The sequence below is a fragment of the Methylobacterium sp. WL69 genome (genome assembly GCF_008039485.1).
Classification (GTDB): Bacteria; Pseudomonadota; Alphaproteobacteria; order Rhizobiales; family Beijerinckiaceae; genus Methylobacterium.
Genome location: NZ_VRUZ01000003.1, coordinates 105151 through 131853, shown reverse-complemented (window position 1 = coordinate 131853; position 26703 = coordinate 105151). Strand labels below are relative to the sequence as shown.

The following is a 26703-nucleotide window of genomic DNA, read 5'->3' as shown; positions in this document are numbered from 1 at the left end:
GGGGCGGGGAAGCGGGGCTTTCCCCGCTGACGGCGCGCCGGACGGCGGTGCGCTCCCACCAGGACCCGTCCCCCCCGCATGAGCCCGATCCTCGAACCCTACACCCTGGGCGACCTCGCCTTGAAGAACCGCGTCGTCATGGCGCCGCTCACCCGCAGCCGTTCGTCGACCGACGGCGTGCCGCCGGATTTCGCCGTCGATTACTACGCCCAGCGCGCCAATGCGGGCCTGATCATTTCCGAGGCGACGAACATCTCGCCTCAGGCCGTGGGCTACGCCCTGACGCCGGGTATCTGGACCAAGCCCCAAGTCGAGCGCTGGAAGACGGTCACCGCCGGCGTCCACGCCAATGAGGGTCGCATCTTCCTGCAGCTCTGGCATACGGGCCGCATCTCGCACCCGGACGTCCAGCCGGACGGCGGCCTGCCCGTCGCGCCCTCGGCGATCAAGCCTGAGGGCATGGCGTTCACCGAAAAGGGCATGCAGCCCCACGTCACCCCGCGTGCCCTGGAGACGGACGAAATCCCCGGGATCGTCGAGGATTACCGCCGCGCCGCCGAGAACGCCAAGGCGGCCGGCTTCGACGGTGTCGAGATCCACTCCGCGAACAACTACCTCCTCGAACAGTTCGTGCGCGATTCCACCAATCACCGCACGGACCGGTACGGCGGCTCCATCGAGAACCGCCTGCGCTTCCCCCTGGCCGTGGTGAAGGCCGTGACCGAGGTCTGGGGCGGCGGCCAGCGCGTCGGCATCCGCCTGTCGCCGGCCACCACCGAGCCCGGCAAGACAGCCCTCGATAGCGATCCGAAGGCGACGTTCGGCGCCTATGTCGAGGCCCTGAACGGGTTCGGCCTGCTCTACGTCCACACCATCGAGGGCGTGACCCAGCAGACCCGGGACGTGCCCGACGAAGTCGATTTCGGCCGGATCCGGGAGCGCTTCAATGGTGCCTATATCGGCAACAACCAGTACACCCTGGAGCTTGCCGAGAAGGACCTCGCGGAGGGCCGCGCCGATCTGTTCAGCTTTGGCCGCCCCTATATTGCCAATCCGGACCTCGTCGAGCGCCTGCGCACGGGCGCACCCCTCGCCGAGGCCCCGAAGGCCTACTGGTACGGCGGCGGCGCCAACGGGTATTCCGACTGGCCGGGGATGAACGGGCCGGTGCGGATCGCGCGGTAGGCCGCTCGCTTCATCCGCCCTCGCCCCGCTCGCGGGGTGGGGGTTCGGTGCCGGGCACGACGTTGCAGGGGCGTCCTGCAAGAGCAGCCCCGTCGCGCGCTCGGCAATGGACGAGACGTTGCCCGCCGACCGGTTCAGCCGTGCAAGTGGTCGAGAACCGCTCGGCCGGTCTCGGTAACGGCATAGCGCGTCCGCTGAGTGCGGGCTGCCCGCTCGATCACGGTGAGGAGCGCAGCCTCGCCCACAAGGATTTCAACTGCCCGCAGTACCAGGGCGTGCTCAACGCCGAACACCCGCGAAAAGCTGCGGGTGTCGGCGGCGAGGTTGAGGTGCAGGGCCGCGAGCACGCCCGCCTCGAGGGTGGAGAGGCCGGGCTGCAGGGCGGCGACGGACTCCGTCACCGCCAGGAAGGTTTCGGCGTCGGCGGCCGGTTCGCTCACGCGGCGACCGGGGCGCGCAACCGTACCATCACCGATTTCGAGGTCGGGGTATCGCTGCCCTCGCCGAAGGTCGAGAGCGGCACGAGAACGTTGAGTTCGGGGTAGTAGCCGGCCAGCGACCCGCGCGGCATGTCGAACGGCACGAGACGGAAGCTTTCCGCCACCCGGGTCACCCCGTCGTCGTGGGTGCCGACGATGTCGACCCGGTCGCCCGTGAGCGCCCGGATCTCAGCGAGATCGTCGGGGTGGGCGAAGACCACGCGGCGCTCGCCGTAGACGCCGCGATAGCGGTCATCCATGCCGTAGATGGTGGTGTTGTACTGGTCGTGGCTGCGGAAGGTCTGCAGCACGAAGGTGCCGGGCGCGTTGCGGGCCCGCTGGTGCTCCGTCGCCTCCGGAAGCGCATCGGCGGAGAAGTTAGCGAACCCGGTCTCGGTCTCGAAGTTGCGCTCGGCGGCGAGATTGCGGAGCATGAAGCCGCGCGGGCGCCGCACCCGGACGTTGTAGCCCGTGAATCCCGGAATCGTGCGCTCGATGAGGTCGCGGATGCCATCGTAATCCTCGGTCAACGCCGCCCAATCGACCCGGTCGGAGCCGACGGTGGCCGCCGCCATGCCGGCGATGATGGCGATCTCGGAGAGCAGTTCCTTCGAGGCCGGCTTGTTGATGCCACCCGAGCCGTGGACCATGCTCATGGAATCCTCGACCGTGACGATCTGGGTCTTGCCCTTGGCGTTGCGGTCGATCTCCGTGCGGCCGAGGCAGGGCAGGAGGTAGGCGACACGGCCCGGCACGAGGTGCGAGTGGTTGAGCTTCGTCGCGATGTGGACGGTGAGCTCGCACGACGACAGGGCCTTTGCGACGAGGGTCGTATCCGGCGTGGCACGGGCGAAGTTGCCGCCGAGTCCGATGAAGGCCTTGGCCGAGCCGTCCAGCATGGCGCCGATGGCCGCGATGACGTTGTGGCCGTGCTTGCGCGGCGCGGTGAAGCCGAAGGTCGTCTCCAGGGCGTCGAGGAGGGCGGCGGGGGGCTTCTCGTTGATGCCCACCGTGCGGTCGCCCTGCACGTTGGAATGGCCGCGCACGGGGCAGAGGCCCGCGCCGGGACGCCCGACATGGCCGCGCAGGAACATCACGTTGGCGAGTTCGCGGATGGTGGCGACGGAATGCCGGTGCTGAGTGACGCCCATGGCCCAGGTGCAGATCACCTTGTCGGCCCCGAGATACACGCCGGCCGCGACCTCGATGTCGGCGCGGGACAGGCCGGACTGGTCCTCGATGGCCTCCCAGGTGGTGGCATCGACGGCAGCACGGTAGGCGGCGAGGCCGGCGGTGTGATGGCTCAGGAACGCGCGGTCGAGGACGGACGCCTTGCCGGCGGCGAGCGCCGCGTCGTCGGCGGCGAACACCGCCTTGGCGATGCCGCGGAAGGCCGCCATGTCGCCACCCAGACGCGGCTGGTAATAGTGGCTCGCCACGGGGGCGCTGGAGCCGCGCAGCATCTCCACGGTGTTCTGCGGATCGGCGAAGCGCTCGAGGCCGCGCTCACGCACGGGGTTGAACACCACCACGCGGGTGCCGCGCTGGGCGGCTTTCCGCAGGTCGCCGAGCATGCGCGGATGGTTGGTGCCGGGGTTCTGACCCACCACGAAGATGGCATCGGCCTTCTCGAAATCCTCCAGCAGCACCGTGCCCTTGCCGATGCCGATGGCCGCCTGGAGGGCGATGCCGCTGGCCTCGTGGCACATGTTCGAGCAGTCGGGGAAGTTGTTGGTGCCGTAGTGCCGGGCGAAGAGCTGGTAGAGGTAGGCCGCCTCGTTGGAGGCGCGGCCCGACGTGTAGAATTCGGCCTGATCGGGATGGTCGAGACCGCGCAGGCTCGCACCGATGGCCGCGAAGGCCTCGGGCCAGGTGGTCGGCACGTAGCGGTCGCTCTGCGCGTCGTAGCGCATGGGGTGGGTGAGCCGGCCCTCGCCCTCCAGGGCGTAGTCGGTCCAGCCGCGCAATTCGCTGACCGTGTGCTTGGCGAAGAACTTCGGCGGCGTGCGCTTGTCGGTGGCCTCCCACGACACCGCCTTGACGCCGTTCTCGCAGAACTCGAACGACGAACCGTGCTCCGGATCGCCCCAGGCGCAGCCCGGACAGTCGAACCCGTCGGGCTGGTTGGCCTTCAGCATCGTCCGCGCCCCGGAGAGCGGCGCACGGCTGCCGAGCAGGTGCTTGCCACAGCTTTTCAGCGCACCCCAGCCGCCGGCGGCGGACGAACGCTTGGGAGACGCGACCGGGTGATCCATGGACGATCCTGATGGGAAGGCTTCTAAGGTCGTTGCGACCCGCTTCCGCGAAGGGTTACCGCACCGCACCGCGGCGCCTCAATCGCGTAGAAACGCAGGCCAGTCATGCGCTTGCGCCAAGCCAAGGTTCGTCCCCCGTGGTTTCGCGTGGGTTAAGCCGGTGCGCCGCCATACGCAGGTGGGGTATGCAAGGGAAAGGCCTCGGGCCGACCCGGAACCATCGAGGAGACCACACGGATGCGGACCCCCATACGGGTGAGCGCGGCCATCGTCGTCGGGATTGCCGTCGCCGTGGCGATGATGGCGCACGACCGCCAGAGCGGCGCCGAATGGGCGATCTCACCCGAGCAGATCGCGGACGCACAGGGGGCGGGCAAACCGGGCGTCGAGACCGGGCCCGGACGGTTCGCACGCCATCCCGTCGCCAGCGAGGGCGCCGACCTCCTGCCGGTCAAATGGGGGCTGGTCGGCCTGTTTGCCGCCTGCGTGGTGCTGGCCGGAACCGGCCGGCGACGCGCACCGGCCGCGCGCGTCTAATCCGGCAGCGCCGCCAGGGTTTTCGCGTCGCGGCCGACGACCGCCGAGAGGCTGCCCGCGCCCTCGGCCGCCAAGCGGGCGACGAGGCCGGCCTTGATGGACCCGATGAGGCCCGGCCCCTGGTACACCAGGGCGGAATAGAGCTGGAGCAGACTCGCGCCCGCCAGAATTTTGGTCCAGGCGGCCTCGGCCGAGTCGATGCCGCCGACGCCGACGAGGGGGATTTTGGTCCCCACCCGCAGGTAGGTCTGCGCGAGCAACCGCGTCGCGGGCTTGAACAACGGCCGGCCGGAGAGGCCGCCGGTCTCGCGGGCGAGGGCCGTCTCGGCGAGCGTCGCCGGCCGCGCGATGGTGGTGTTGGAGACGACGAGGGCCTGGACGCCGCGCTTCAGGGCCGTGGCCGTCATGGCATCCAGCGCCGCGAGGGTGATGTCGGGGGCGATCTTGAGCAGGATCGCCGTGCCGGGATGGACCGCGTCGCGGGCCTCCACCACCCGCGCCAGGAGATCGTCGAGGAACGCTTCGCCCTGGAGGTCGCGCAGGCCGGGCGTGTTGGGCGAGGACACGTTGACGGTGACGAAATCCACCAGCGGCGCCAGGGCCCGCGTGCAGGCGACGTAATCGGCGAGGCGGTCCGTCGCCTCCTTGTTGGCGCCGATGTTGACGCCGATCCGGCCGGGCCGGCCCTCACGGGCCGCGAGGCGGCGGCGCACCACGTCGAGCCCCTCGCTGTTGAGGCCGAACCGGTTGATGACGGCGCCATCGGCCCTCAAGCGAAACACGCGCGGCGCCGGGTTGCCGGGCTGGGCCCTGGGGACCACGCCGCCGACCTCGACGAAGCCGAAGCCGAGGCCGAGGAGCGCGTCGGGCACCTCGGCACCCTTGTCGTAGCCCGCGGCCAGTCCGACGGGATTGGGAAAGCGGCGGCCCAGGACCTCGACGGCCAGGCGCGCATCGTCCGGCGGCGGCCGGCGCGTCGGCAGCAGGGACAGCCCCCGGATGGTGAGGTTGTGGGCCGCCTCGGCATCGAGGCGGTGCAGCAGGGGTTTGGCCAGGGGAAACAGCGCGCCGATCATGCGGCGTCTCCGAACGCCTCGGGGAAGACGTGGCGCCCGTCCGGCCCGAGCGGCAGATCGTGGACCGCACGCACGGCCTCGAGCGACAGATCACCGTAGAGGTGCGGAAACAGGTCGCCCCCGCGCGAGGGCTCGAAGCGGAGCGCCGCCCCGAGGGCGTCGGTGTCGACGGCGACGAGGACGAGGTCGCGCGCACCGGCGAAATGCCGGGCCGCCGTCTCGGCGGCCTGTGCGGCGGTGGAGAAGTGGATGAAACCATCGGCCACGTCCACGGGCGCCCCGGTGAAGCGCCCGCGCGCCTCGGCCGTCGCCCAGAGATCGCGCGGACAGATCTTGTAGACGAGGGGCATCCGGTCTCCTGCGCGCGAGGCTCGCTGACCCGGCGATAGAACGCGCACCCGCGCGCCGCAACCGGGGCCGACCGCGAACGGGACGATCCTGCCGGGGGAACGCCGGAACAAGTCCGTGCGATCCCGTACCGTTGCTTTCCGGATATTTTAGTTCTACTTTCCTACGCGTAGGCTGAGCGTCTTACGCACTTCCCGCCGCGAGCCTGTCATGCTGTCGCACGAGCAGATCTGGACCGCCATCGATCGGCTGGCCGAACGTCACGGCTTCTCGGCCTCCGGCCTCGCGCGCCGGGCTGGCCTCGATGCGACGAGCTTCAACCGGTCGAAGCGCATCGGCCCGGACGGGCGCAAGCGCTGGCCCTCCACCGAATCCATCGCCAAGGTCCTGGCCGCCACGGGCGCCAGCCTCGACGAATTCCTGCGTCTCATCGAGGTCCGGACCGGGCCGGCCCGCGCCATGATCCCCCTCGTGGGCATGACTCAGGCCGGATCGGGGCGGCTGTTCACAGACGAGGGCATGCCCACGGGCGGCCCGGGCTGGGAAGAGATCGAGTTCCCCGATCTCGCCGACGACCGCGCCTTCGCCCTCGAAGTGCAGGGCGACTCCATGGCGCCCCTCTACCGCGACGGCGACGTGCTCATCGTCTCGCCCGCGGCGAGCGTCCGCAAGGGCGACCGCGTGGTGGTGCGCCTGGCCGCCGGCGAAGTCCTGGCCAAGGAACTGAAGCGCCGTACGGCCCGGACCATCGAGCTCGCGTCCCTCAACCCCGAGCATGCCGACCGGGTGGTCAATGTCGGCGAGATCGCCTGGATCGGCCGCGTGATGTGGGTGCGGCAGTAGCAAGGTCGCAGCTTTGCCGGGCCGCCCGATCGGTCTATGCCTGAGGCCCCGAGGGCAGAGACCCCTCGCACGCGCGGACAGGCCATGGCATCGCCCCCACCGGACGATCAGGCACCGGACGACCAGAGGCCGGACGAGCAAGCATCCGACCATCGGGCGGATGCGGCGCCGCGGGCCTATCTGACGGCATCGCGTGTGCCCACCCTCCTCGTCGAGACGGCCTCCGAGGGCGAGCGGATCGTCTTCGCCAACCCGGCCTTCCTGGCACTCACGGGTTACGACGCAGGGGCGGTGAGCGGCCGCAGCACCCATTTCCTCCTCGGGCCCGACACCGACCGCGCGGCGCGGGCCGCCCTCGTGGCGGCCCTGGCCGAGGCCCCGCCCGAGGGTACCGAGCTCCTGGCCTACACCCGGGCCGGCGCGGCGTTCTGGGCCGAGATCCTCGTGGCGCCGGTGCCGGACACCAACCGGCGCATCGTGCAGGTGATCGACGTGTCCCGGCGCCGGGATGCGGAGGGTGCGCTCAGCCTGTCGCGCCAGCGCGAGGCGCTGGGCCTCCTCACCAACAGCGTCGCGCACGAGTTCAACAACTTCCTCCAGATCCTCATCGGCTACATCGACGGGCTCAAGCGCCGCCTCGGCGACCGCGACGAGCCGTTCATCCAGCGCGCGATCCTGCGCTCCACGGACGCGGCCGAGCGGGCGACGATCCTGACCCGCCAGCTCCTCGCGTTCTCGCGCCGGATCGCGCCGGACGTGCGGCCGGTGGACATGAACGCCCTCGTCACGGAGTTCGGCGTGCGAGCGACCCCGAGCCTGCCCGTGCGGATCACCCTCGAAATTCGCACCGCTCCGGGGCTCGCCCTCGGCCTGAGCAATCCGCGCCAGGTGGAACTCGCCCTGAATCACATCGTCGCCAACGCCTGCGAGGCGATGCCGGGGGAAGGTCGCATCACCATCGCGACCTTCGCGGTCCCCGTGGGCGACCGCGCCCTGCAGCGGCCCGGGGACGGCGCCGTGGGGATCACCGTGACGGATACGGGCCAGGGCATGTCGCCCGAGATGGCCGCGCGGGCCCTGGCCCCGTTCATCACCAGCCGCGAGGCCGGGCGCGGCACCGGGCTCGCCATCGTCCATGGTCTGGTCAAGCGCCAGAACGGAACGGTCACCCTCGACAGCAAGCCCGGTGAGGGCACCGTGGTCCGCATGGTATTCCCGGCGGTGGCCTGAGAACGTCGAAAAGCGTTCGGTGTGGTGGACTAAAACCGCGCGTCACACGTCACCATATAATGACTGGCGCTTCCGCCGGACATTTATCGAATCGCATCAGGGGCGAATTCATGCTCACCACCCCCACGCGCCGCAAGCGCGCGGCCACCATCCTCACGCTCGCCGCCACCCTGGCGCTGGCGGCACCCATGGCGGAGGCACGTCCGGGCGGCGGCGGCAGCGGAATGGGCTCGCGCGGTTCGCGCACCTACGCCCCCCCGTCGGCCACCACCACGGCCCCCACCACGGCTGCGCCGATCCAGCGCTCGCAGACCCAGCCCGGCCCGGCCATGGGCAACCCCGGCATGAATCCGGCGGCGGCTCAGCGCCCGCGCTTCGGCGGCGGCTTCATGGCCGGCCTCCTCGGTGCCGGCCTCCTCGGCGCGCTCCTCGGTGGCGGTTTCTTCGGCGGCCTCGGCGGCATCGCCTCGTTCATCGGCCTGATGCTGCAGGTCGGCCTCGTCGTCCTCCTCGTCGCCCTCGCCGTGCGCTGGTTCCGCCGACGCCAGGGTACCCCGGCGGCGGCCGGCCATGCCCGCTCGGAGCTGAGCGGCAACGGCACCGGTCCGAACGGCATGGGCGGCGGCAACGCCGGCCCGAGCCCCATGGGCGGCGGACTTGGCGGTGGTGGCATGGGGCGCGGCCCCGCGCCCGTGCAGCCGATGCAGGCCCGTCCGGTCCAGATCGGACCCGGCGACTTCGAGAGCTTCGAGATCGCCCTCAAGGGCGTTCAGGAGGCCTATGGCCGCGAGGACGTGGCAGGTCTGCGCAACCTCGCGACCCCGGAGATGGCCGGTTACTTCATCGAGGAACTGCGCGCCAACGAGGCCAAGGGCGTCGTCAACCGCATCTCCGACGTGAAACTCCTGCAGGGTGACCTGTCCGAGTCGTGGGGCGAGGGCAATTCCGAGTACGCGACCGTCGCCATGCGCTACGCCATCAAGGACGTCACCGTCGAGCGCCGCACCGACCGCGTCGTCGCCACCGGCGAGCCGGAGGCCGTCGAGCTGTGGACCTTCGTGCGCGAGCGCGGCGGCCGCTGGGTGCTTTCGGCGATCCAGCAGGGCCGCTGAAGACCCTTTTTTCGGACCCCCAAGACATGAGGGCCGCCCGGGCAACCGGGCGGCCCTTTTTTGTTGTCCCGAACCGGCCGCATGATCGGCGATTCGCGTCCGCTGTCACCGGTCTGCCGAACGGGACGGTCCTCGGCCATCGATGCGGCCGGGGCCGACGATCGCGCGACCCCCGTCACGTCGCGTCATCCGACGACATCCGGGATGAAATTCCCGATCAGGCATACTATTTCATCGCTGCATCAGGATGATCGACGATGCCGTCCCAGATCTACGATCAATGCATCTTCAAGTCGGACCATGGATCGACTTGCGTCCGTGCAGGCTGTCGCGGTGACAATCCATCTGCCACCCCGGACACCGTAGATGCCCAACTCGTGGACACATCTGATGCTTGTGGCGGATTGCCATGGAGCCTGCGCGTGTTCGAGCTGCCGATGAAAAGTCCTCACAAGCCGCCCGCGTCGATCGCCCGTCGCAAGTTTCCAAGACAACGCTTCGGAAATGTCCGATATCACACTGATAAATCTAGATAGAACACAGCTCAATATAAATTTACATTGATCCGATCTATCTCCAATCCTAAATAATAATCATTGTTATCGATTTGACTTTCCCCGATTTAAAAGCAATAAATTAATGCGAATCACGCCTGTCGGCGCCGAGGTACTGACGTACCATACCGGTTCGACTGTCGGAGGCTGTCCGCTTCCGGCCGAGATCTGTCCCGGCCGACCAGGACGACTGTTCAGGGGGTGAAACGCGGACGCGCGTCGTCGGCCTGTCCCCGCGGGGTGGCGGGGCCCGTCGCTCGCAGCGGCGAGGTCGCGCGATCCGCTTGCCCACCCGGGACACCGCGGTCGACGGGAGACCGGCGACGGCACGAAACCCCGCGGATGAGCGCGGGACGGGTGAAAGGACGCATCGCGATGGAGTTCTATTCGATCACCGGTTCGGGCAACAACCTCGGCCGAGCCGACCTCAACGCGGTCGGCAGCAATTTCGCCCGGCTCGGCGCGGCGCATTACGCGGACGGGATCTCGACCCTGGTCGATGGGCCGAACGCGCGGTCGATCAGCAACATCGTCGTCGGGGAGGGCGATCCGACGATTCCGAACCCGCAGGGCGTGTCGGGGATGCTCTACGCCTGGGGGCAGTTCATCGACCACGATCTCGACCTCAGCCGCACGGATGGGGTCACGCGGATCGACGTCGTGGTCCCGGCCGGTGACGCGTTCTTCGCCGCCGGGAGCCCTATTCCCATCACCCGCGCCGTCATCGATCCCGCGACCGGGGCCGGCACGGACATGCCGGCGATCGCCCGGAACGCCGTCACCGGCTGGCTCGATGCCTCGATGGTCTATGGTTCGGATGCGGCCACGGCCGCGCGCCTGCGGCTCCCGGACGGACATCTGGCGACCTCGATCGGGGACAATCTGCCGATCGTGAATGGCGCCTTCCTGGCGGGCGACGGGCGTGCCGCGGAGAACCCGTCCCTGACCGCGCTCCAGACGCTGTTCCTGCGCGAACACAATTTCCAGGTGGACCGGCTTTCTGCGGCTCATCCCGACCTCGGTGGCGATGCCCTCTACCACCAGGCGAGGGCGATCGTGACCGCGGAGATCCAGCACATCACCTACGACGAGTTCCTGCCCCACCTCCTCGGTGCCGATGCGATGGCGCCCTACGGGGGCTACGATGCCGAGGTGGACCCGCGGATCAGCGTCGAGTTCGCGGGCGCGGCCTACCGGTTCGGGCATTCCATCGTCTCGGCCGAGACGGAGCGCGTCGACGAGGCCGGCAACCTCGTCGGACCGGGGCTCGAACTCCGGGACACCTTCGGGATGACACCGGCGGCCTTCGCGGCGGCATCGGGAGCCGACGGCTTCCTGCGCCACCTCGGCGACGACGCCTCGCAGACGATGGATGTCCGCATCGTCGAGGACCTGCGCAACTTCCTGAACGATCCGCCGGTCGTCCTGGATCTGGCGAGCATCAATATCCAACGCGGCCGCGACCTCGGCCTGGGCACCCTCAACGAGACCCGCGAGGAACTCGGCTTCGCCCCCTACGCGGACTTTTCCGAGATCACCGACGACCGGGCCACGGTCGCGGCGATGCGCGAGGCCTTCGGCTCCGTGGAGGCCGTCGATCTCTGGACCGGAGGCCTCGCCGAAGCTCACGCGCCGGGTTCTCTACTCGGGCCGACCTTCTCGGCCATCGTTGGCGCGCAATTCGATCACCTGCGCGACGGGGATCGCCTCTGGTACCAGAACGACCAGTTCGATCGGCAGACGCTGAACGATATCCGCCACACGACCCTGTCGGACATCATCACGCGGAACACCGACACACGGCATATCCAGGGCGACGCCTTCACCTTCTACGACCGCCGCAGCAGCGATGTGGCGTCCGAAAATCCGGATGCGCCGCAGCTCGTGATCGGCACGAACGGCGAAGCGCTCGTGGCGGGAGGGCCGAAGGGCGACATGCTGGTCGCCGGCACCGGCGACCAGACGCTGACGGGCGGCGGTGGGAACGACCAGTTCGTGTTCACGGCGGACACGAAGGCCGTCATCACCGACTTCCGACCCGGACGGGACCATCTGGTTTTCGAGACCGCCGGGGGTTGGACCGATCCCGGTTGCCAGCCCGCCGCGTTGGGCCCGCACCATGACACGCATGACGAACTGGTGGTCACCTCGGATCACGGGCACGCCGTCATCACCTACGGCAGCGTCGAGGTCGCACTCCCGGGGGTGAGGCCGGACCAGATCACCGCGAACGAGTACACCCTCGCCTGACCGGACATGGCGCGACGCCCCGGGTTCGCGCGACGGCAGGAACTTACCGTCCGTCAGCCGACCAGGGCCCGCGCCATGGCGACGAAGCCCGCCACCGGCACCTCCTCGGCGCGGGCGGTCTCGGCAATGCCCGCGGCCTCCAGCAGGCGCAGGGCGTCGGGGGTCGCGGCCTTGAGGCTCTGACGCAGCATCTTGCGACGCTGGCCGAAGGCCGCGCGGGTGACGCGCTCCAGGGTCTCGACGGCGCAGGGCAGGGGGGCCGGCCGGGGCGTCAGCCGCACCACGCTCGATGTGACCTTGGGCGGTGGCACGAAGGCCGACGGGGCGACGTCGAACAGGATGTCGGCTTGCGTCCGCCAGCCGCACAGGACGCCGAGGCGGCCGTAATTCGCCCGGTCCGATTCATCTGCCACGATGCGCTCGGCGACCTCGCGCTGGAACATCAGGGTGAGGCTGTCCCACCACGGCGGCCAGGCCGGGTCGGTGAGCCAGCCCGTCAGCAGCGGCGTGCCGATGTTGTAGGGCAGGTTGGCGACGATCCGCACAGGTCCAGAGCCCAAGGGCCCGGAACCGATGAGCGGCACGGGATCGAAGGTGAGGGCGTCGGCATCCACGACATCGAGGCGGCCGGGATAACGGGCGGCGATCTCGGCGAGGGCCGGCAGGGCGCGGGGATCGCGCTCGACGGCGATGACCCGGGCGGCGCCGGCACTCAGGAGGGCGCGGGTGAGGCCGCCGGGACCGGGACCGATCTCCACCACGGTGACGCCCTCCAGGGGTCCGGCCGAGCGGGCGATGCGGCCCGTGAGGTTGAGGTCGAACAGAAAATTCTGGCCGAGCGCCTTCTTCGGCTCCAGGCCATGCGTGCGCACCACATCGCGCAGGGGTGGCAGGCCGTCGTCGGCACGATGATCGATGTCGCTCATGACGCGGGGCTCATTGGGGAGGCCTCCTGGCGAGGCCTCTTGGCGAGGCGGGCGGCGAGGCGCAGGGCCGCCATCAGGCTGTCGGGGCGGGCGATCCCCCTGCCGGCGATGTCGAAGGCGGTGCCGTGGTCCGGCGAGGTCCGGATGAAGGGCAGGCCGAGGGTCACGTTGACCCCGTCGTCGAACGCGATGGTCTTGATGGGGATGAGCGCCTGATCGTGGGTCGGGGTCAGCGCCACGTCGTAGGTCGCGCGCGCCCGCGGATGAAACAGGGTGTCGGCGGGGAGCGGCCCCCGGATGTCGATGCCCTCATTCTGGAGCTGCGCCACCGCCGGCTCCAGCACGTCGCGGTCCTCCAGGCCCATGGTGGCGTTCTCGCCCGCATGGGGGTTGAGGCCGGACAGGACGAGGCGCGGATGGGCGAGGCCGAAGCGGTGACGCAGGTCGTGGGCGACGATGCGGGCCGTGGCGACGACGAGGTCCTGGGTGAGCAGTTCGGGCACCCGGCGGAGCGCCACGTGGATCGTGACCGGCACCACCGCGAGGGTCTCGCTCCACAGCATCATCACCGGGAGCGGCACCGCCTCACCGGGCTCGACGCTCAGGGCCGCGAGGAACTCCGTGTGGCCGGGATGGGCGAAGCCGACCTGGGTGAGGACGTACTTGGCGATGGAATTGGTCACGAGTGCCGTGGCGATCCCGGCGCGCACGAGGGCGACGCCCGTGGTGATGGATTCGAGGGTTGCGCCCGCATTCGCAGAATCAGGCCGTCCGGCCACGGCGCCGATGCGCGCGCCGCTCGGCAGGGGCATCACCGGCAGCGCACGGGGAAACACCTCGGTGGCGTAATCCGGGCCGACCTCCGCGATGGGGATCGAGAACCCGAGTTCGCTCGCGCGCCGCTCGACGAAATCCGGGTCGCCGATGAGGAAGAACGGCGGCAGGCCGAAGCCCTCGTCACGGTCCCGCCACGCCATCAGGGAGAGTTCCGGCCCGATCCCGGCCGGGTCGCCGAGGGTGAGGGCGATCGGCTTGTGATCGGTCACGTCTTCCGCCGTCCTTGCACTGTCATCCCGACCGCGTCGCAGGTCGGGACCGACAAGGCAAGACGACCCGGCAAGACGATCCGGCAAGACGAGACCCAGCACGACGACCGGGGTCACCGGACGGTGGCGATACCGTCCGAGGTCGTCGCCGTGCCGAGGTTCTGGCGCAGGTCCGCCTCGCCGAGGGTCTTCAGCTCGACGCGCAGCAGCACCGTGCGGTTGCGCTCCGCCGTGCCGAGGGCCGTGGCGATGGGCGAGACGATGTAGTTCAGCGACACCGTGGTGCACTCGTCCTGATAGCCGGCCCCGAGGCTGATGCCCGAGAGGTAGGACTTGCCGGGATTCACGTAGATCGGCGACGGGCCGACGGGGTTTTGCAGGTAGGCGGTGTAGGCGTCGGCGAAGTTGTCGCGCACGTCGAGGTAGTGGCTCAGATCCACCAGCGCCGAACCGGTGACGAACCAGTTCGGCGTGACGTGGTAGGTGGCGGACGCGGTCAGACCCTCGCGCCGGTGCACGAAGCCGAGGGCCGGCTGCGCCTCGTAGAACGAATAGAACAGCGACAGGTCCAGGGGCAGGAACGGGGCGAAGCGCGCCGTCACGCCTGTCTCGAACCGGTTGACGGCAAAATCCCGCTGGTCGAACCGCGCCCGCGAGATGAAGCTGATGTTCTGGTTGGGCGAGAGCTGGAAACGGCCGACGAAGTCCGAGCGACGATTCTCGAGGCCGGAATCGAGGCCGACATTGGCGATGTCGCCGCGCCGGAACGAGTTGACGCCGGCGATCTGGATCGACTCGCCGAACAGCAGGTTCGCGTACCAGCCCGCGGGGGTCACCACCGAGTACTGCGCGCCGAGGTTGGTCCGCAGGCCGCCCTCGACCCGGTCGTAGCCCGAGAACTTGTCCCACTGGAACAGGGAGGTGTCGTCGAAGACGAGGCTCTGGGCGTCCTCGTTGGGCAGGCGGCCGATGCGGGTCTCGCTCGGGCGGGCGATGACCTGGGCGATGGGTTCCAGGGTGTGGACGCCCAGCGGCCCGAAATTGGAGACGAACGGGTAGCGGTAGTCGAGGCCGACGGCCGGCATCACCCGGCCGGAGATGTCGGAATCCTGCGTCGTCAGATTCTGCGCCAGGGCGTTCTGGTAGCCGGAATTGCGCGGATCGACGAAGAACGCGTCCGTGCGCAGGTAGGCGAACGGCGTGAACACCTGGCCCGCCTCATCGATGAAGGTCCGGCGCCAGGAGACCTGCGCCGAGGCGCGGGTGTTCGCGCCGGCGAGCCCACGGATCAGGCAGGTGCCGCGGGTGAAGGTCAGGCAGGTCTCGTAGAGCGGGAAGCTCTGACCGTTGGCGCTCGGGCTCAACAGGTAGGCGCCCGTGCGCGGGATGCCCTGGAAGTCGGTGGCCTCGCGGGTCAGGCTCGTGATGTTGGCCTCGAAACGGACCTCGCCGCCGAGCGGCGCCGGCCCGTTGATGCGCTTGTCGTAGTCGATGACCGGCGCGACGATGGGCTGTTCCTTCTGCCAGTCGAAGCTCGACAGGCCCTTGAAGTAGTAGCCCCGCGCCTCGAACCACGAGCGGTCGCCCTGTCCGATGAGGTAGGCCGTCGAGACCGCCTCGCGGAAATAGTCCGTGGTGATGCTCTGGTTGCGGATGCGGTAATTGTCGAGGAACCACTTGTCGGTGACGCCGACGAGGTCCCAGCCCGTGCGCCAGCGGTCGTTGATGTAGAACTGGCCCTTCGACTCGACGGCGCCGCGGAAGTCGCGGTCACCGGCGCCGAGGGGGCCGGGCAGGAACGCGCTCGGCGTCGTCTGGAAGATGCCCGACAGGCGCAGGTTGTAGAAGCCCGTGTCGAGGCGCTGCCGGAACTCGGCCTGGCCCAGCACGCCCTGATTGCTCAGGAAGGCCGGCGACAGGGTGAGGTCGTAGTCCGGCGCGAGGTTGAAGAAGTAGGGCGTGGCGAGGCCGCTGCCGAGGGCCGTCGACGAGATGAAGCGCGGCGTCAGGAAGCCCGATTTGCGCTTCACGCTCGGATCGGCCGTCTCGAAATACGGCAGGTAGGCGAGGGGGATGCCGGCGATCTCGAGGGTGGATTCCTCGAACGCGATGGTGTGCGTCTCGTTGTTGTGGATGATCTTGGTGGCGCGGATCTGCCAGAGGGGCGGCGTCTCGGGGTTGTTCTTGCACGGCTCGCAGGCGGTGTAGGTGCCGTACTCGAAGCTGGTGCGGTCGCCCTCGATGCGCTCGGCGCGGGGAGCCGAGAACCGGGTGCGGACGGGCTGGCCCTTCACCTCGATGGTCTGCTGGATGCGCAGGGCGTCGATGAAGCCGTTCTTGAAGTCGTCCGTCAGCTCCATCTTGGCGCCGGTCAGCACCGCCCCGGTCTCGTCGGTGAGGCGAACGTTGCCCTCGGCGAAGACCCGGCTGGTGTTGCGGTCGTAGAGGACGCGGTCGGCCTGGAGCGTGCGCGGGCCGTAATGCAGCTCGGCGTTGCCGCGCGCCATGACGGTGTTCTTGTCGTTGTCGTAGACGAGCTCGGCCGCCTCCACGAGCAGGCGCTCGGCCGGCTTCCCCTTGGTGTCCGGCTTGGCCTTGGCATCCGACTGCGCAGCCGGGCGCGCTTCCGCCGCCGTGGAACCCATGGCGGGGAGCAGCGCCAGCAAACCGGCGGCGAACGCGATGTCGGCGACCTTACGCAACGCGAGTCCCAACTCCTGCCACGATCCCACCCCGTGTCCCGATCCGGCGACCGGCATCAGCCGTCCTCCTGATAGAGAAGCGTGAGCATACCGAGAAGACTTCCTACCACAGCCGGGAACCACGCCGCCACCGCCGGCGTGATGATCCCCGACGCACCCAACCCTTCGAGGAGCTGCCGCGCGACGTAGAGGGCGAACCCGGCAGCGACGCCGCCGAGCACGAGCTTGCCCACCCCACCAAAGCGGAAGAACCTTAAGGAAACGCTGGCCGCCACGAGCACCATGGCGACGAAGAGGACGGGCCGCGCCATGAGCACATCATACTGGAGACGGTAGCGCGTCGCATCCAACCCCGCCCGCTCGTTGCGAGCGATGGTCTCGGGAAGTTGCCAGAAAGGCACAGATTCCGGCGGGGTGAAGCGCTGGCGGATCTGGCCCGGGTCGAGGGTCGAGGCGATGAGATAGGTGGAGAAGCTCTCCGGCGGCGCGCCGGGGCTGAGGAGGCGGGCCTCCTGCAATTCCCAGTAGCCCTCGTGCAGGATCGCCCTCGCGGCATCGACCTCGGACACGAAGGCGCCGCCCTCGTCGAAGGTGTAGGCCGAGACGCCGGCGAGCGTCGTGGTGCCCTCGATGGCCGTCTCGGCCCGCAGGATCGCCTGCCCGTCGAGGCTGCGCTGGCGGATCCAGATGTCCTTGCCGGAGCCCGCCTTGGTGGATTTGGCGAAGATCTTGGCCTCGATCTCGGTGGAGCGCTGCTTCAGCAGGGCCGAGACCGGGTTGTAGACCCCCACCGTGAAGGCCCCGATGGCGAGTGCCACGAACAGGCCGGGCTGGAGGAACTGCCAGGCCGAGATGCCGGCGGCCCGCGCCACCACGAGTTCGAGCTTGCGCGAGAGCTGGAGGAGGGAGGCCATCGACCCGAACAGGATCGCGAAGGGCAGCACGCCCTCGGCGACAGCCGGGGTCCGGAACAGGGCGAGCTGGGCCATCAAACCTGTGGACGCGCCCTCGGCGTCACCCGCGCGGCGCAGCAGCTCGACGAAATCGAGGGTGTAGACCAGGGTGAAGACCGTGAGGAACACGCCCAGGATCGTGCGCAGGAAGCGCAGCGCGAAGTAGCGCCCGAGGGTGAGGCCGATGAGGGCGCTCACGGTTCAGGCCCGACCGAGGCGCGGGCGGCGCAGGAGCCCGGCAAGCCCGCGTGCAGCCTTCGCGTTCCACGACCGTACCGCCGGTCCGTGGAAGATGATGAGGCTGGAGAACGCGATGGCCAGCAGCGGCACGGCGTAGATCGCCACCACGGCGCCCTGGCTGCGGGTGGCCGCGCTGGTGGCTGCGAAACCGGCGATGCGCAGCACCACCACGGCCAGCACCGCGCCGGCCACCGCCACGCCCCGGCCCTGTCGCGTGGTGCGGGGATCGCCCAGGGCGGCGAACGCGATGAAGGTCAGCGCCAGGGGATAGAGCCAGGACGACAGGCGGTCGTGCAGCTCGGACCGGAAGCGGCCCTTCTGCAGCTGGTAGTAGCCCTCCGACCGGTCGGGGAAGAACAGCTGCGTCGTCGAGCGCTCGCGCGGCTTGTAGGTCACCTCGGAATCCGGAGGCGTGAAGGCGGCGAGATCGACGGTGTAGCGCTCGAAGGTGATGATCGAGGAGTCGCGCGAATCCTTCTGCTGGCGGTGCACGCTGCCCTTCTCGAGCGCGAGGTAGCTCTGGCCGCCGTAATCGACCGCCTGGCCGCGCTCGGCGAGGTAGACCACGCTTTTCCCCGCCGCGCGCTTGTCCTGGATGAAGATGCCGAGCAGCGATCCGCCGGGGCCGCGCTCGCGGAAGTGGAAGGTGATGCCGCTGTCGAGACTGGTGAACTGGCCTTCCTTGACCACGTTGGCGATGAAGTCGCCGCGCACCCGGGTCAGCACGTCGCGCAGTTCCTGGAACGACGACGGCATCACCTGGATGGTCAGGAACGCGACGGCGAAGCTCACGGCGAGACCGAGGGTGAGGAACGGCCGCAGGATGCGGCGCGGCTTCATCCCCGCCGCCGACATGACGATGAGCTCGGAATCGCCGTTGAGCTTGTTCAGGGCGTAGACCACGGCGATGAACAGGGCGACGGGCGAGATCACCGTGATCAGGGTCGGCAGGGACAGGCCGGTGATGAGAAAGAAGATCACCAGGGTCTGGCCCTTGGCGGTGATGAGGTCGAGTTCCCGCAGGGCCTGCGTCACCCAGATCGTGCCGGTGAGGCCGACGAGGCAGGCGAGGAAGGCGCCGAACGCGATCCGGAAGATGTAGCGCTCGATCTGCGTCATCGGTTCTCGCGGTCGGATCTCCCGGGGGCCGGCCAAGCCATCGAGTTAAGCCATCAAAGCAAGCCATCAGGGTGGCGACCGGCCGATGTAGCGCGGGCGCCGCGGCGGCGTCGAGCCTGCTGAGAGCGCGCCAAACCGGGCCGTTTGACGGCACTTTCCGGCACCGCGCCATCGCGTTGCGTTCTGCGGCTCAACGGGTACACAGGAAACCGATCCGGCGCCGCCCGTCACGGCGTGCCGCGCCGCACACAACCCACCGCGCGACCGTGGCGCGACCTTGGAAAGCTGCAGGCATGGCGGACGGTATCACGATCGCATTCGGCCCCCTCGGACCGGTGGGCCGGGGCGACCTCGTCGTCTTCGTCGGCGACGACCTCGCGCTGCCGCCCGAGGTGGCCCAGGCCATCGGGCGCGGTGCCGCCGACCTCGTGGCGCGGGCCTCCGCCAGCGAGCGCTTCAAGGGCAAATCCCTCTCGGCCCTCTCCCTGCCGGCCCCCGCCGGCCTCGATGTGGACCGCCTCGTCGTCGTCGGGATCGGCTCCGAGAAGGACCGGGCCAAGATCGACTGGCCGGCACTGGGCGGATTCACCGCCAGCAAGGTCACGGGCCGCAACGCCAGCCTCGCCCTGGCCCTGCCGGGCGTGTCGGTGACGCCCGAGAACGCCGCCGATTTCGCCCTCGGCGCCCGCCTGCGCCACTACAGCTTCGACCGCTACAAGACCAAGAAGAAGCCCGAGGGCGAGGAGACGCGCGGCACTGCCCTTACCCTGCTGGTGTCCGATCCGGCCGCCGCCGAGGCCGCCGCGAAGGCCGCCGACGCCGTGGCCGAGGGCGTGATCCTGGCCCGCGAACTCGTCAACGAGCCGCCGAACGTCCTGTACCCGGAGGAGTTCGCCCGCCGCGCCGAGGAACTGACGAAGCTCGGCGTCGAGGTCGAGGTGCTCGGTCCGGGCAAGCTCGAAGCGCTCGGCATGGGCGCCCTGCTCGCCGTGGCCCGTGGCTCGGTGAAGGAGCCCCGCGTCGTGATCATGCGCTGGAACGGCGGCGAGGCGGGTGAGGCGCCCATCGCCTTCATCGGCAAGGGCGTGTGCTTCGATTCCGGCGGCATCTCCATCAAGGGCGCGGCCGGCATGGAGGACATGAAGGGCGACATGGGCGGCGCCGCCTGTGTCGTCGGCACCCTGCATGCGCTGGCCGCACGCAAGGCCAAGGTCAACGTCGTCGGCGCCATCGGCATCGTCGAGAACATGCCCGACGGCGACGCCTACCGCCCCGGCGACATCGTCACCTCCATGTCGGGCCAGACCATCGAGATCATCAACACCGACGCGGAAGGCCGCCTCGTCCTCGCCGACGTGGTCTGGCACATCCAGAGCGCCTACAAGCCGAAGTTCATGGTCGATCTCGCCACCCTCACGGGCGCGATCATCGTGGCCCTCGGGCAGGACATCGCCGGCCTGTTCTCCAACGACGACGCCCTCGCCGCCAAGCTCACCGCCGCCGGTGAGGCGACGGGCGAGGCCGTGTGGCGAATGCCGCTGATCCCGGCCTACGACAAGGCCATCGACTCGAAGTTCGCCGACATGAAGAACACCGGCGGGCGCCACGGGGGCGCGGCCACGGCCGCCTCCTTCATCAAGCGCTACACCAACGACGTGCCGTGGGCGCATCTCGACATCGCCGGGGTGGCGATGTCGTCCTCGTCCTCCGAGATCAACCGCAGCTGGGGCGCCGGCTGGGGCGTGCGCCTCCTCGACCGCCTCGTGCGCGACAACTGCGAGGCGTGAGCCGCGTGACCGCCGCCGCCTGGGCCCTCGGCCCGGTGGCGGTCGCCGTACTGGCCGTCGGATTCGCCTGGCTGACGGGCTTCAGCCAGCGCACGGTCCTGCCGGGCGGGATCGAGGCGTGGTTCTACGGTTTCTTCCTCGATCGCTATCCGCTGTTCTCCGGCGCCATCGCGTACGGCCTCGCCCGCCTGCTTCTCACGATGGCGCGGCCGGCGCCGGGCGGACCGGTCCGGCGCCTCGCCGGAGGTGCGGTCGCGGTGGCGCTGCTGCTGGCCGCATGCCTCTACCCGACCTTCGGCGGCGTGGTCCTGCGCGCAGGATTCGCCACGGGCGGCATGGCTTTCCTCAGCGGGCAGGCGATGCCGGTGGCCTACGGCCTCGGCACCGCCTCGGCCGCCATCCTGTTCGGACTCATCCTCGGCCTCGGCGGGCTCCTGACGGCCGGCCGCCTTCGAGAGGATGGCGGATGGGGCCGATGGTTCCTCGCCGGTGCGGGCCGGGTCCTGATGCGAACCCTGGCCCTGTGGTTCGCTCTTCTCCTGCTCGGCCTCGCCCATGCCGCCGGGCTCGGCGCCTGGCCGCGCCGTCCCCTCACGGACGGCGAGGCGGGGCTCGCCGGCGCCCTGGTTCTCCTCGCCTTCCTGCCCCATGCCGGCCTCGTCTGGCTCGACAGCGGTCACCGCCATCGGTCACCATCGGCGGCGACGGGTTGATCCGCCGGGGCGAATCCGGAAAGATGGTTTAGATGTGAACGAAAGCGGCACCAAGCCGCTGCGCCGCATCACAGGGAGGTTCCGCAATGGCTCATGTTCGGGGCGCCGAGCGCCCGTGGCTATCGGCCTATCCGCCGGGGGTCCCGGTCGAGATCGATGTCGCCGGCCTCGGCACCCTGGTCGATCTGTTCGAGGACACCCTGCGGCGCCACCCCGGCCGACCGGCGGTGCAGTGCTTCGGCTCCCGCGTCACCTATGCGGCCCTCGGGGAATCCGCGCGGGCGGTGGCGGCCTGGCTCGCCGCGCAAGGGTTCGGCAAGGGCGACCGCATCGCGATCATGATGCCCAACGTGCCGGCCTACCCGACGGCGATCTTCGGGGTGCTGCTCGCCGGCTGCACCGTCGTCAACGTCAACCCGCTCTACACCCCGCGCGAACTCACGGCGCAGCTCATCGATTCCGGCGCGCGCGCCCTGTTCGTCCTCGAGAACTTCGCCCACACGGTGGCGGCCTCCCTGGCGGACGTGAGCCTCAAGCGCATTGTCGTCGCCGGACCGGGCGACGGCCTCGGCCTCAAGGGGCGGGCCATCGGCTGGGCGAGCCGGCACGTGAAGAAGGCCGTGCCGGCCTATACCCTGCCGGCGGAGCGCACGATCCGGTTCGAGACCGTCCAGCGCCTCGGCCGGAGCCTGCCGCGCCCGGCCGTCTCCATCGCGCCCGACGACCTCGCCTTCCTGCAATACACCGGCGGCACCACGGGGGTCGCCAAGGCGGCGATGCTGACCCACCGCAACATCGTCGCCAACGTCGTCCAGTGCCAGACGTGGTTCTGCATCGACGGCGAGGACGGCCACGAGCGGGTGATGATCACCGCGCTGCCGCTCTATCACATCTTCGCCCTGACCTGCTGCTTCTTCCTGTTCGTGCGGCTCGGCGGCTGCTGCCTGCTGATCCCGAACCCGCGCGACGCCGACGGCTTCGTGAAGACGCTCAAGACCAATCGCTTCACCCACCTGTCGGGCGTCAACACCCTGTTCAACCTGCTGGTGAACCACCCGGGCATCGGGGCCGTCGATTTCGGCCACATCGATTTCGTCATCGCCGGCGGCATGGCGGTGCAGGCGCCGGTGGCGGCGAAGTGGAAGGCGCTCACCGGCACCACCATCGTCGAGGGCTACGGCCTGTCCGAGACCTCGCCCGTGGTCTGCGTGAATCCGCCGGGATTGGCCGAATGGTCCGGCACCATCGGGTTTCCCCTGCCGTCGACGGCGGTCGTCATCCGCACCGCGGACGGGCGGGATGCGGAGGCTGGCGAGCCTGGCGAGTTGTGCGTGCGTGGCCCCCAGGTGATGGCCGGCTACTGGAATCGTCCCGACGAGACCGCCCGCGCCACCACACCGGACGGCTACTTCCGCACGGGCGACGTCGCGGTGTTCGAGGCGGACGGGCAGGTCCGCATCGTCGACCGGATGAAGGACATGATCCTGGTCTCGGGGTTCAACGTCTATCCCAACGAGGTCGAGGAGGTGCTGGCCGGCCATCCCGGCGTCCTCGAATGCGCCGTGGTGGGCGCGCGCCACGACGAGACCGGCGAGATGGTGGTGGCCCACGTGGTCAGGCGTTCGGGGGGCGAGACCACGCCCGACGCCCTGCGGGCCTTCGCCCGCACCCAGCTCACGGGCTACAAGGTGCCGCGCCGGGTGGTGTTCCACGAGGCCCTGCCGAAGACCAATGTCGGCAAGGTCCTGCGCCGGGCCCTGCGCGACGATCCGCCCGCTCCGTGACGCGCGCCGGCCTGTAACCAATCGGCCCGCCGCTCCGTATGATGGGGCATGGGTCGGTATCCGGGCGCGGCGCCGCGCAAGGGCCGGCAGTGGAGGCATTCATGCATATCAAGCGCCCGCGCGGCTGGGAAATCCCCGAACACCTCGCGACCCCGGAGAGCGTCTTCCTCGACCGTCGCGCCCTGCTCGGCGCCGGTGCCGGCCTCGCGGCGACGGCGCTTCTCGGTTCACGCGACGCCTTTGCCGCCACCGAGCCCGGCCTGTATCCGGCCCCGCGCAACGAGGCCTACGCCCTCGACCGCGCCGTGACGGCGGAGAAGTTCAGCGGCGACTACAACAACTTCTACGAATTCGGCATGTCGAAGAGCGTCCTGCCGGCGGCCAACGCCCTGAAGACCCAGCCCTGGACCATCAAGATCGACGGCCTCGTCGACAAGCCGTTCGAGATCGGCTTCGAGGACCTCGTCCGCAAGGTGACCCTGGAAGAGCGGCTCTACCGCCACCGCTGCGTCGAGGCGTGGTCCATGGCCGTGCCGTGGACAGGCTTCCCCCTGTCGAAGCTGGTGGCGTTGGCCAAGCCCGCCTCGGGGGCGAAGTACATCCGGATGGAGACGTTCAACGATCCCGCCATGGCGCCGGGCCAGCGCTCGTTCCTGTATCCGTGGCCCTACGTCGAAGGGCTCACCATGGCGGAGGCGGCCAACGACCTCGCCTTCGTGGTCACGGGCATCTACGGCAAGGCGCTGCCGAACCAGTTCGGCGCGCCGATCCGCCTCGCGGTGCCGTGGAAGTACGGCTTCAAGTCGGTGAAATCGATCACCAAGATCTCGTTCGTGGCCGAACGGCCTAAGACGTTCTGGGAGGGCCTGCAGGCGGCCGAGTACGGCTTCTGGGCCAACGTCAACCCGGCCGTGTCGCACCCGCGCTGGAGCCAGGCAACGGAGCGGGTGCTCGGCACCGACCAGCGCGTGCCGACGCTCATCTACAACGGCTACGGCGAGCAGGTCGCCGGGCTCTACAAGGGCCTGGAGAAAGAGCGGCTGTTCGTGTGAGCCCCAAGCAGGTTTCGCATTCGCGTTGCGTCCCAACGCGAACTTGTTCGGCGGGGCGCGGCGCTCAGTAGATCCAGCGCTGCGCCTTGGCGACGAGGAAGTCCCGAAAAGCCTGGACGCGGGCCACGGTCCGCATCTCCTCGGCGTAGACGAGGTAGCTCTCCATGTGCGGCATCTCGCTGTCGCGCATGACCTGGACGAGGCCGGTGCCGCTCTCCACGGCGTAGTCGGGCAGGATGCCGATGCCGGCGCCCGTCTCCATCGCCTGCTGCAGGGCGGTGATGTTGTTCACCGTGAAGTGGATCGGCCGGCGCTCCAGGCCCTCGCGCCCCACGGTGGCGAGCCAGTGGGTGGCGAGCAGGTAGGACGGCTCGTTGCCGCCGAACGAGATCAGGCGGTGGTTGTCGAGGTCGGCGATGCTTTTCGGCTCGCCGAAGCGCTTGACGTAATCGGCCGAAGCGTAGGCGTGGTAATGCACCGTGAACAGCCGGCGCTGGATGAGGTCGGGCTGGGCCGGGCGCCGCATGCGGATGGCGACGTCGGCCTCGCGCATGGCGAGGTCGAGTTCCTCGTTGGTCAGGATCATCTCGACGCGGACATCCGGGTAGAGGTCGAGGAACTCGGCCACCCGCTGGGCGAGCCACGAGGTACCCAGGCCCACCGTCGTCGTCACCTTGAGGTCGCCGGACGGCCGCTCGCTCGTTTCCACGAGCCGCGCCCGGGTGTTCTCCAGGCGAAGCTTCATGTCGCGCGCGGCGCGGAACAGCAGGTCACCCTGCTCGGTGAGGATGAGGCCGCGGGCGTGGCGGTGGAACAGGGGCGCCTTCAACTCGCGCTCCAGGGCGCTGATCTGCCGGCTCACGGCCGATTGGCTCAGGCCGATATCGTCGCCGGCGCGCGTGAAGCTGCCCGCCTCGGCGACGTTGAGGAAGATGCGGATCTTGTCCCAGTCCACGGCGTCCACTCCCGTACGTACCCCGGCGCCGCCCCGCCGGCCATTGCCGACCGGAGGGCCGCCGCGCCGCAGGAACACCCTCGTCACGGAAAGCCGCGCAGGTCTTCCATGCGAGAAGCGCCGACGACCCATGTCGTCAGCGCTCAGGTTAGGACTTCGATCTTGCGATTGTGTTGAAGCCGGACGCAAGCCGGGTCGGGCGAAAATCGCGATTCGGCCGCAGCTTGCTGTGGGGTCCCGCCGGTTTCGAACGCGACGCTCAAGTTTTCGAGGGCCCGAGGCCGCCATGCAGCCCATGCCGGGCGCCGTAACGCAGAAGCGACGGCAACCCGCGAGCCTCCGCCGCAGACCAAGCCTTGGCTTTCGACGGGATATCCCGATCCGGCCGCAAGGGTCGCCGCCCGGTCGACTCGCGTCGGATGAAGGTCGCCTAGTCGTAGGCGCCGATCATCTCGGATTCCCCGACTTCCGCCCGACGGGTCTCGGGATCGGGGGAATGCTCGGCGAGGAACTTCTCGGCCTCCAGGGCGGCCATGCAGCCCATTCCGGCCGCGACGACGGCCTGCCGGTAGACGAACTCGGCACAGTCGCCGGCGGCGTAGACGCCCTCGACGGTGGTGCGCGTGGTCCCCGGGACGATCTCGATGTAGCCGCCTTCAAGCAGGTGGAGCTGACCGGCGAACAGTTTCGTCGCCGGATCGTGTCCGATGGCGACGAACAGTCCGTCCGTGGAAATCTCCTTCGCTTCCCCCGTGACGGCATGGCGGAGGCGGACGCCCGTCACGGCCTTGACCGGGACGCGTCGCCCCAGAATCTCGTCGACCGCGTGGTTCCAGACCACCTCGATCTTCGGATGGGCGAAGAGGCGGTCCTGAAGGATCGGCTCCGCCCGAAACCTGTCCCGGCGATGCACGACGGTCACCTTGGACGCCAGGTTGGCGAGGTAGAGCGCCTCCTCCACCGCCGTGTTGCCGCCGCCGACGACGACGACCTCCTTGCCCCGGTAAAAGAACCCGTCGCAGGTCGCGCAGGCGGATACGCCGGCTCCGTTGAAGTCCATTTCGGACGGCAGCCCGAGCCAGCGGGCCTGGGCACCCGTCGCCGCGATCAGGGTGTCGGCCACGTAGGTGTCGCCGCCGTCGCCGACCGCTACGAACGGCCGCTTCGACAGGTCGACGGAAACGATCGTGTCGTAGACGATCTGCGTCCCGACATGCTCGGCCTGCTCGCGCATCTGCTCCATCAGGTCCGGTCCCTGAACGGCGCGGGCGAAGCCCGGATAGTTCTCGACATCGGTCGTGATCGTCAGCTGGCCGCCCGGCTGGATGCCGGTCACGAGGATGGGCTTCATGTTGGCGCGCGCGGCGTAGATGCCGGCGGTGTAGCCGGCCGGCCCGGCCCCGATGATGAGGACTTTCGTGCGATGGGTGGTCATGGCGAGCCTTGCTGAGACGGAGGGGCCGACTTCGAATGTCCGCTAAGCCGCGGCTGCGGCGCCGAGCCGCGGGCGATCATCGCGCGCGACGGATTGGTTTGACGACATGCACCTGCCCCCCT

21 protein-coding genes are annotated in these 26703 nt (G+C 69.4%); 10 read left to right on the top strand and 11 right to left on the bottom strand.

Annotated features, from left to right (window positions below):
* Window positions 1–78 precede the first annotated feature (78 nt).
* The gene (locus FV218_RS02140; protein ID WP_147708531.1) at window positions 79–1185 is read left to right on the top strand and encodes an alkene reductase; all 1107 of its coding nucleotides are present in this window, start codon (window positions 79–81) and stop codon (window positions 1183–1185) included.
* Window positions 1186–1319: 134 nt separating this feature from the next.
* Here the strand turns inward: FV218_RS02140 and FV218_RS02135 are convergent, their stop codons facing one another.
* Both FV218_RS02135 and FV218_RS02130 read right to left on the bottom strand, forming a co-directional pair.
* Window positions 1320–1625, bottom strand: a complete 306-nt coding sequence (locus tag FV218_RS02135) for a hypothetical protein (RefSeq protein ID WP_147708530.1) — start codon at window positions 1623–1625, stop codon at window positions 1320–1322.
* Window positions 1622–3919: an FdhF/YdeP family oxidoreductase gene (locus tag FV218_RS02130; protein ID WP_147708529.1), complete on the bottom strand. Its 2298-nt coding sequence runs from the start codon at window positions 3917–3919 to the stop codon at window positions 1622–1624. The genes FV218_RS02135 and FV218_RS02130 overlap by 4 nt, the downstream gene beginning before the upstream one ends.
* 237 nt (window positions 3920–4156) lie before the next feature.
* Here FV218_RS02130 and FV218_RS02125 point away from each other — a divergent pair, with 237 nt between their 5' ends.
* The gene (locus tag FV218_RS02125; protein ID WP_147708528.1) at window positions 4157–4456 is read left to right on the top strand and encodes a hypothetical protein; all 300 of its coding nucleotides are present in this window, start codon (window positions 4157–4159) and stop codon (window positions 4454–4456) included.
* Here FV218_RS02125 and FV218_RS02120 read toward each other — a convergent pair.
* Both FV218_RS02120 and FV218_RS02115 read right to left on the bottom strand, forming a co-directional pair.
* Window positions 4453–5532: a quinone-dependent dihydroorotate dehydrogenase gene (locus tag FV218_RS02120; RefSeq protein WP_147708527.1), complete on the bottom strand. Its 1080-nt coding sequence runs from the start codon at window positions 5530–5532 to the stop codon at window positions 4453–4455. The genes FV218_RS02125 and FV218_RS02120 overlap by 4 nt on opposite strands.
* Window positions 5529–5882 carry a DUF952 domain-containing protein gene (locus FV218_RS02115; protein WP_147708526.1) on the bottom strand — a complete coding sequence of 118 codons (354 nt, stop codon included), beginning with the start codon at window positions 5880–5882 and terminating at the stop codon, window positions 5529–5531. Before FV218_RS02115 ends, FV218_RS02120 begins: the two co-directional genes overlap by 4 nt.
* Window positions 5883–6090: 208 nt before the next feature.
* Here FV218_RS02115 and FV218_RS02110 point away from each other — a divergent pair, with 208 nt between their 5' ends.
* The 4 genes from FV218_RS02110 (at window position 6091) to FV218_RS02095 (ending at window position 11869) form a co-directional block, all read left to right on the top strand.
* Window positions 6091–6723, top strand: coding sequence for a helix-turn-helix transcriptional regulator (locus tag FV218_RS02110; RefSeq protein WP_056094808.1), 633 nt, complete (start codon window positions 6091–6093; stop codon window positions 6721–6723).
* A gap of 84 nt (window positions 6724–6807) precedes the next feature.
* Complete coding sequence (locus tag FV218_RS02105) at window positions 6808–7953, top strand: ATP-binding protein (RefSeq protein ID WP_147708525.1); 1146 nt, start codon at window positions 6808–6810, stop codon at window positions 7951–7953.
* 110 nt (window positions 7954–8063) lie between these two features.
* Entirely contained in the window at window positions 8064–9065 is a 1002-nt protein-coding gene (locus FV218_RS02100) for a TIM44-like domain-containing protein (protein WP_147708524.1), read from the top strand.
* A 929-nt stretch (window positions 9066–9994) separates the two neighbouring features.
* Window positions 9995–11869, top strand: coding sequence for a peroxidase family protein (locus FV218_RS02095; protein WP_187272943.1), 1875 nt, complete (start codon window positions 9995–9997; stop codon window positions 11867–11869).
* A 53-nt stretch (window positions 11870–11922) separates the two neighbouring features.
* On the opposite strand, the gene rsmA is transcribed toward FV218_RS02095, so the two are convergent.
* The 5 genes from rsmA to lptF form a co-directional block, all read right to left on the bottom strand.
* Entirely contained in the window at window positions 11923–12795 is an 873-nt protein-coding gene (gene rsmA, locus FV218_RS02090; RefSeq protein ID WP_147708522.1) for a 16S rRNA (adenine(1518)-N(6)/adenine(1519)-N(6))-dimethyltransferase RsmA, read from the bottom strand.
* Entirely contained in the window at window positions 12792–13841 is a 1050-nt protein-coding gene (gene pdxA, locus FV218_RS02085; RefSeq protein ID WP_147708521.1) for a 4-hydroxythreonine-4-phosphate dehydrogenase PdxA, read from the bottom strand. The genes rsmA and pdxA overlap by 4 nt, the downstream gene beginning before the upstream one ends.
* A 113-nt stretch (window positions 13842–13954) precedes the next feature.
* Window positions 13955–16600 (bottom strand): LPS-assembly protein LptD, encoded by a 2646-nt coding sequence (locus tag FV218_RS02080; RefSeq protein ID WP_246684950.1) that lies wholly within the window; start codon window positions 16598–16600, stop codon window positions 13955–13957.
* Window positions 16600–17694, bottom strand: a complete 1095-nt coding sequence (gene lptG, locus FV218_RS02075) for an LPS export ABC transporter permease LptG (RefSeq protein ID WP_056094792.1) — start codon at window positions 17692–17694, stop codon at window positions 16600–16602. The genes FV218_RS02080 and lptG overlap by 1 nt, the downstream gene beginning before the upstream one ends.
* 3 nt (window positions 17695–17697) lie before the next feature.
* Complete coding sequence (gene lptF / locus FV218_RS02070; RefSeq protein WP_147708520.1) at window positions 17698–18855, bottom strand: LPS export ABC transporter permease LptF; 1158 nt, start codon at window positions 18853–18855, stop codon at window positions 17698–17700.
* Window positions 18856–19148: 293 nt separating this feature from the next.
* On the opposite strand from lptF, the gene FV218_RS02065 reads away from it, so the two are divergent.
* From FV218_RS02065 to msrP, 4 genes are all read left to right on the top strand, one after another.
* Complete coding sequence (locus FV218_RS02065; protein WP_147708519.1) at window positions 19149–20642, top strand: leucyl aminopeptidase; 1494 nt, start codon at window positions 19149–19151, stop codon at window positions 20640–20642.
* A complete protein-coding gene (locus FV218_RS02060) occupies window positions 20639–21355 on the top strand; it encodes a hypothetical protein (protein ID WP_147708518.1) in 717 nt (238 codons plus the stop codon). The genes FV218_RS02065 and FV218_RS02060 overlap by 4 nt, the downstream gene beginning before the upstream one ends.
* Before the next feature lie 86 nt (window positions 21356–21441).
* Window positions 21442–23139: an AMP-binding protein gene (locus FV218_RS02055; protein WP_147708517.1), complete on the top strand. Its 1698-nt coding sequence runs from the start codon at window positions 21442–21444 to the stop codon at window positions 23137–23139.
* A 101-nt stretch (window positions 23140–23240) separates the two neighbouring features.
* The gene (gene msrP / locus FV218_RS02050) at window positions 23241–24191 is read left to right on the top strand and encodes a protein-methionine-sulfoxide reductase catalytic subunit MsrP (protein ID WP_147708516.1); all 951 of its coding nucleotides are present in this window, start codon (window positions 23241–23243) and stop codon (window positions 24189–24191) included.
* A 64-nt stretch (window positions 24192–24255) separates the two neighbouring features.
* Here the strand turns inward: msrP and FV218_RS02045 are convergent, their stop codons facing one another.
* On the bottom strand, window positions 24256–25146 hold the full coding sequence (locus FV218_RS02045; RefSeq protein WP_056094777.1) for a LysR family transcriptional regulator: 891 nt from the start codon (window positions 25144–25146) through the stop codon (window positions 24256–24258).
* A 430-nt stretch (window positions 25147–25576) separates the two neighbouring features.
* Window positions 25577–26581: a thioredoxin-disulfide reductase gene (trxB, locus tag FV218_RS02040; protein ID WP_056094774.1), complete on the bottom strand. Its 1005-nt coding sequence runs from the start codon at window positions 26579–26581 to the stop codon at window positions 25577–25579.
* Window positions 26582–26703 lie beyond the last annotated feature (122 nt).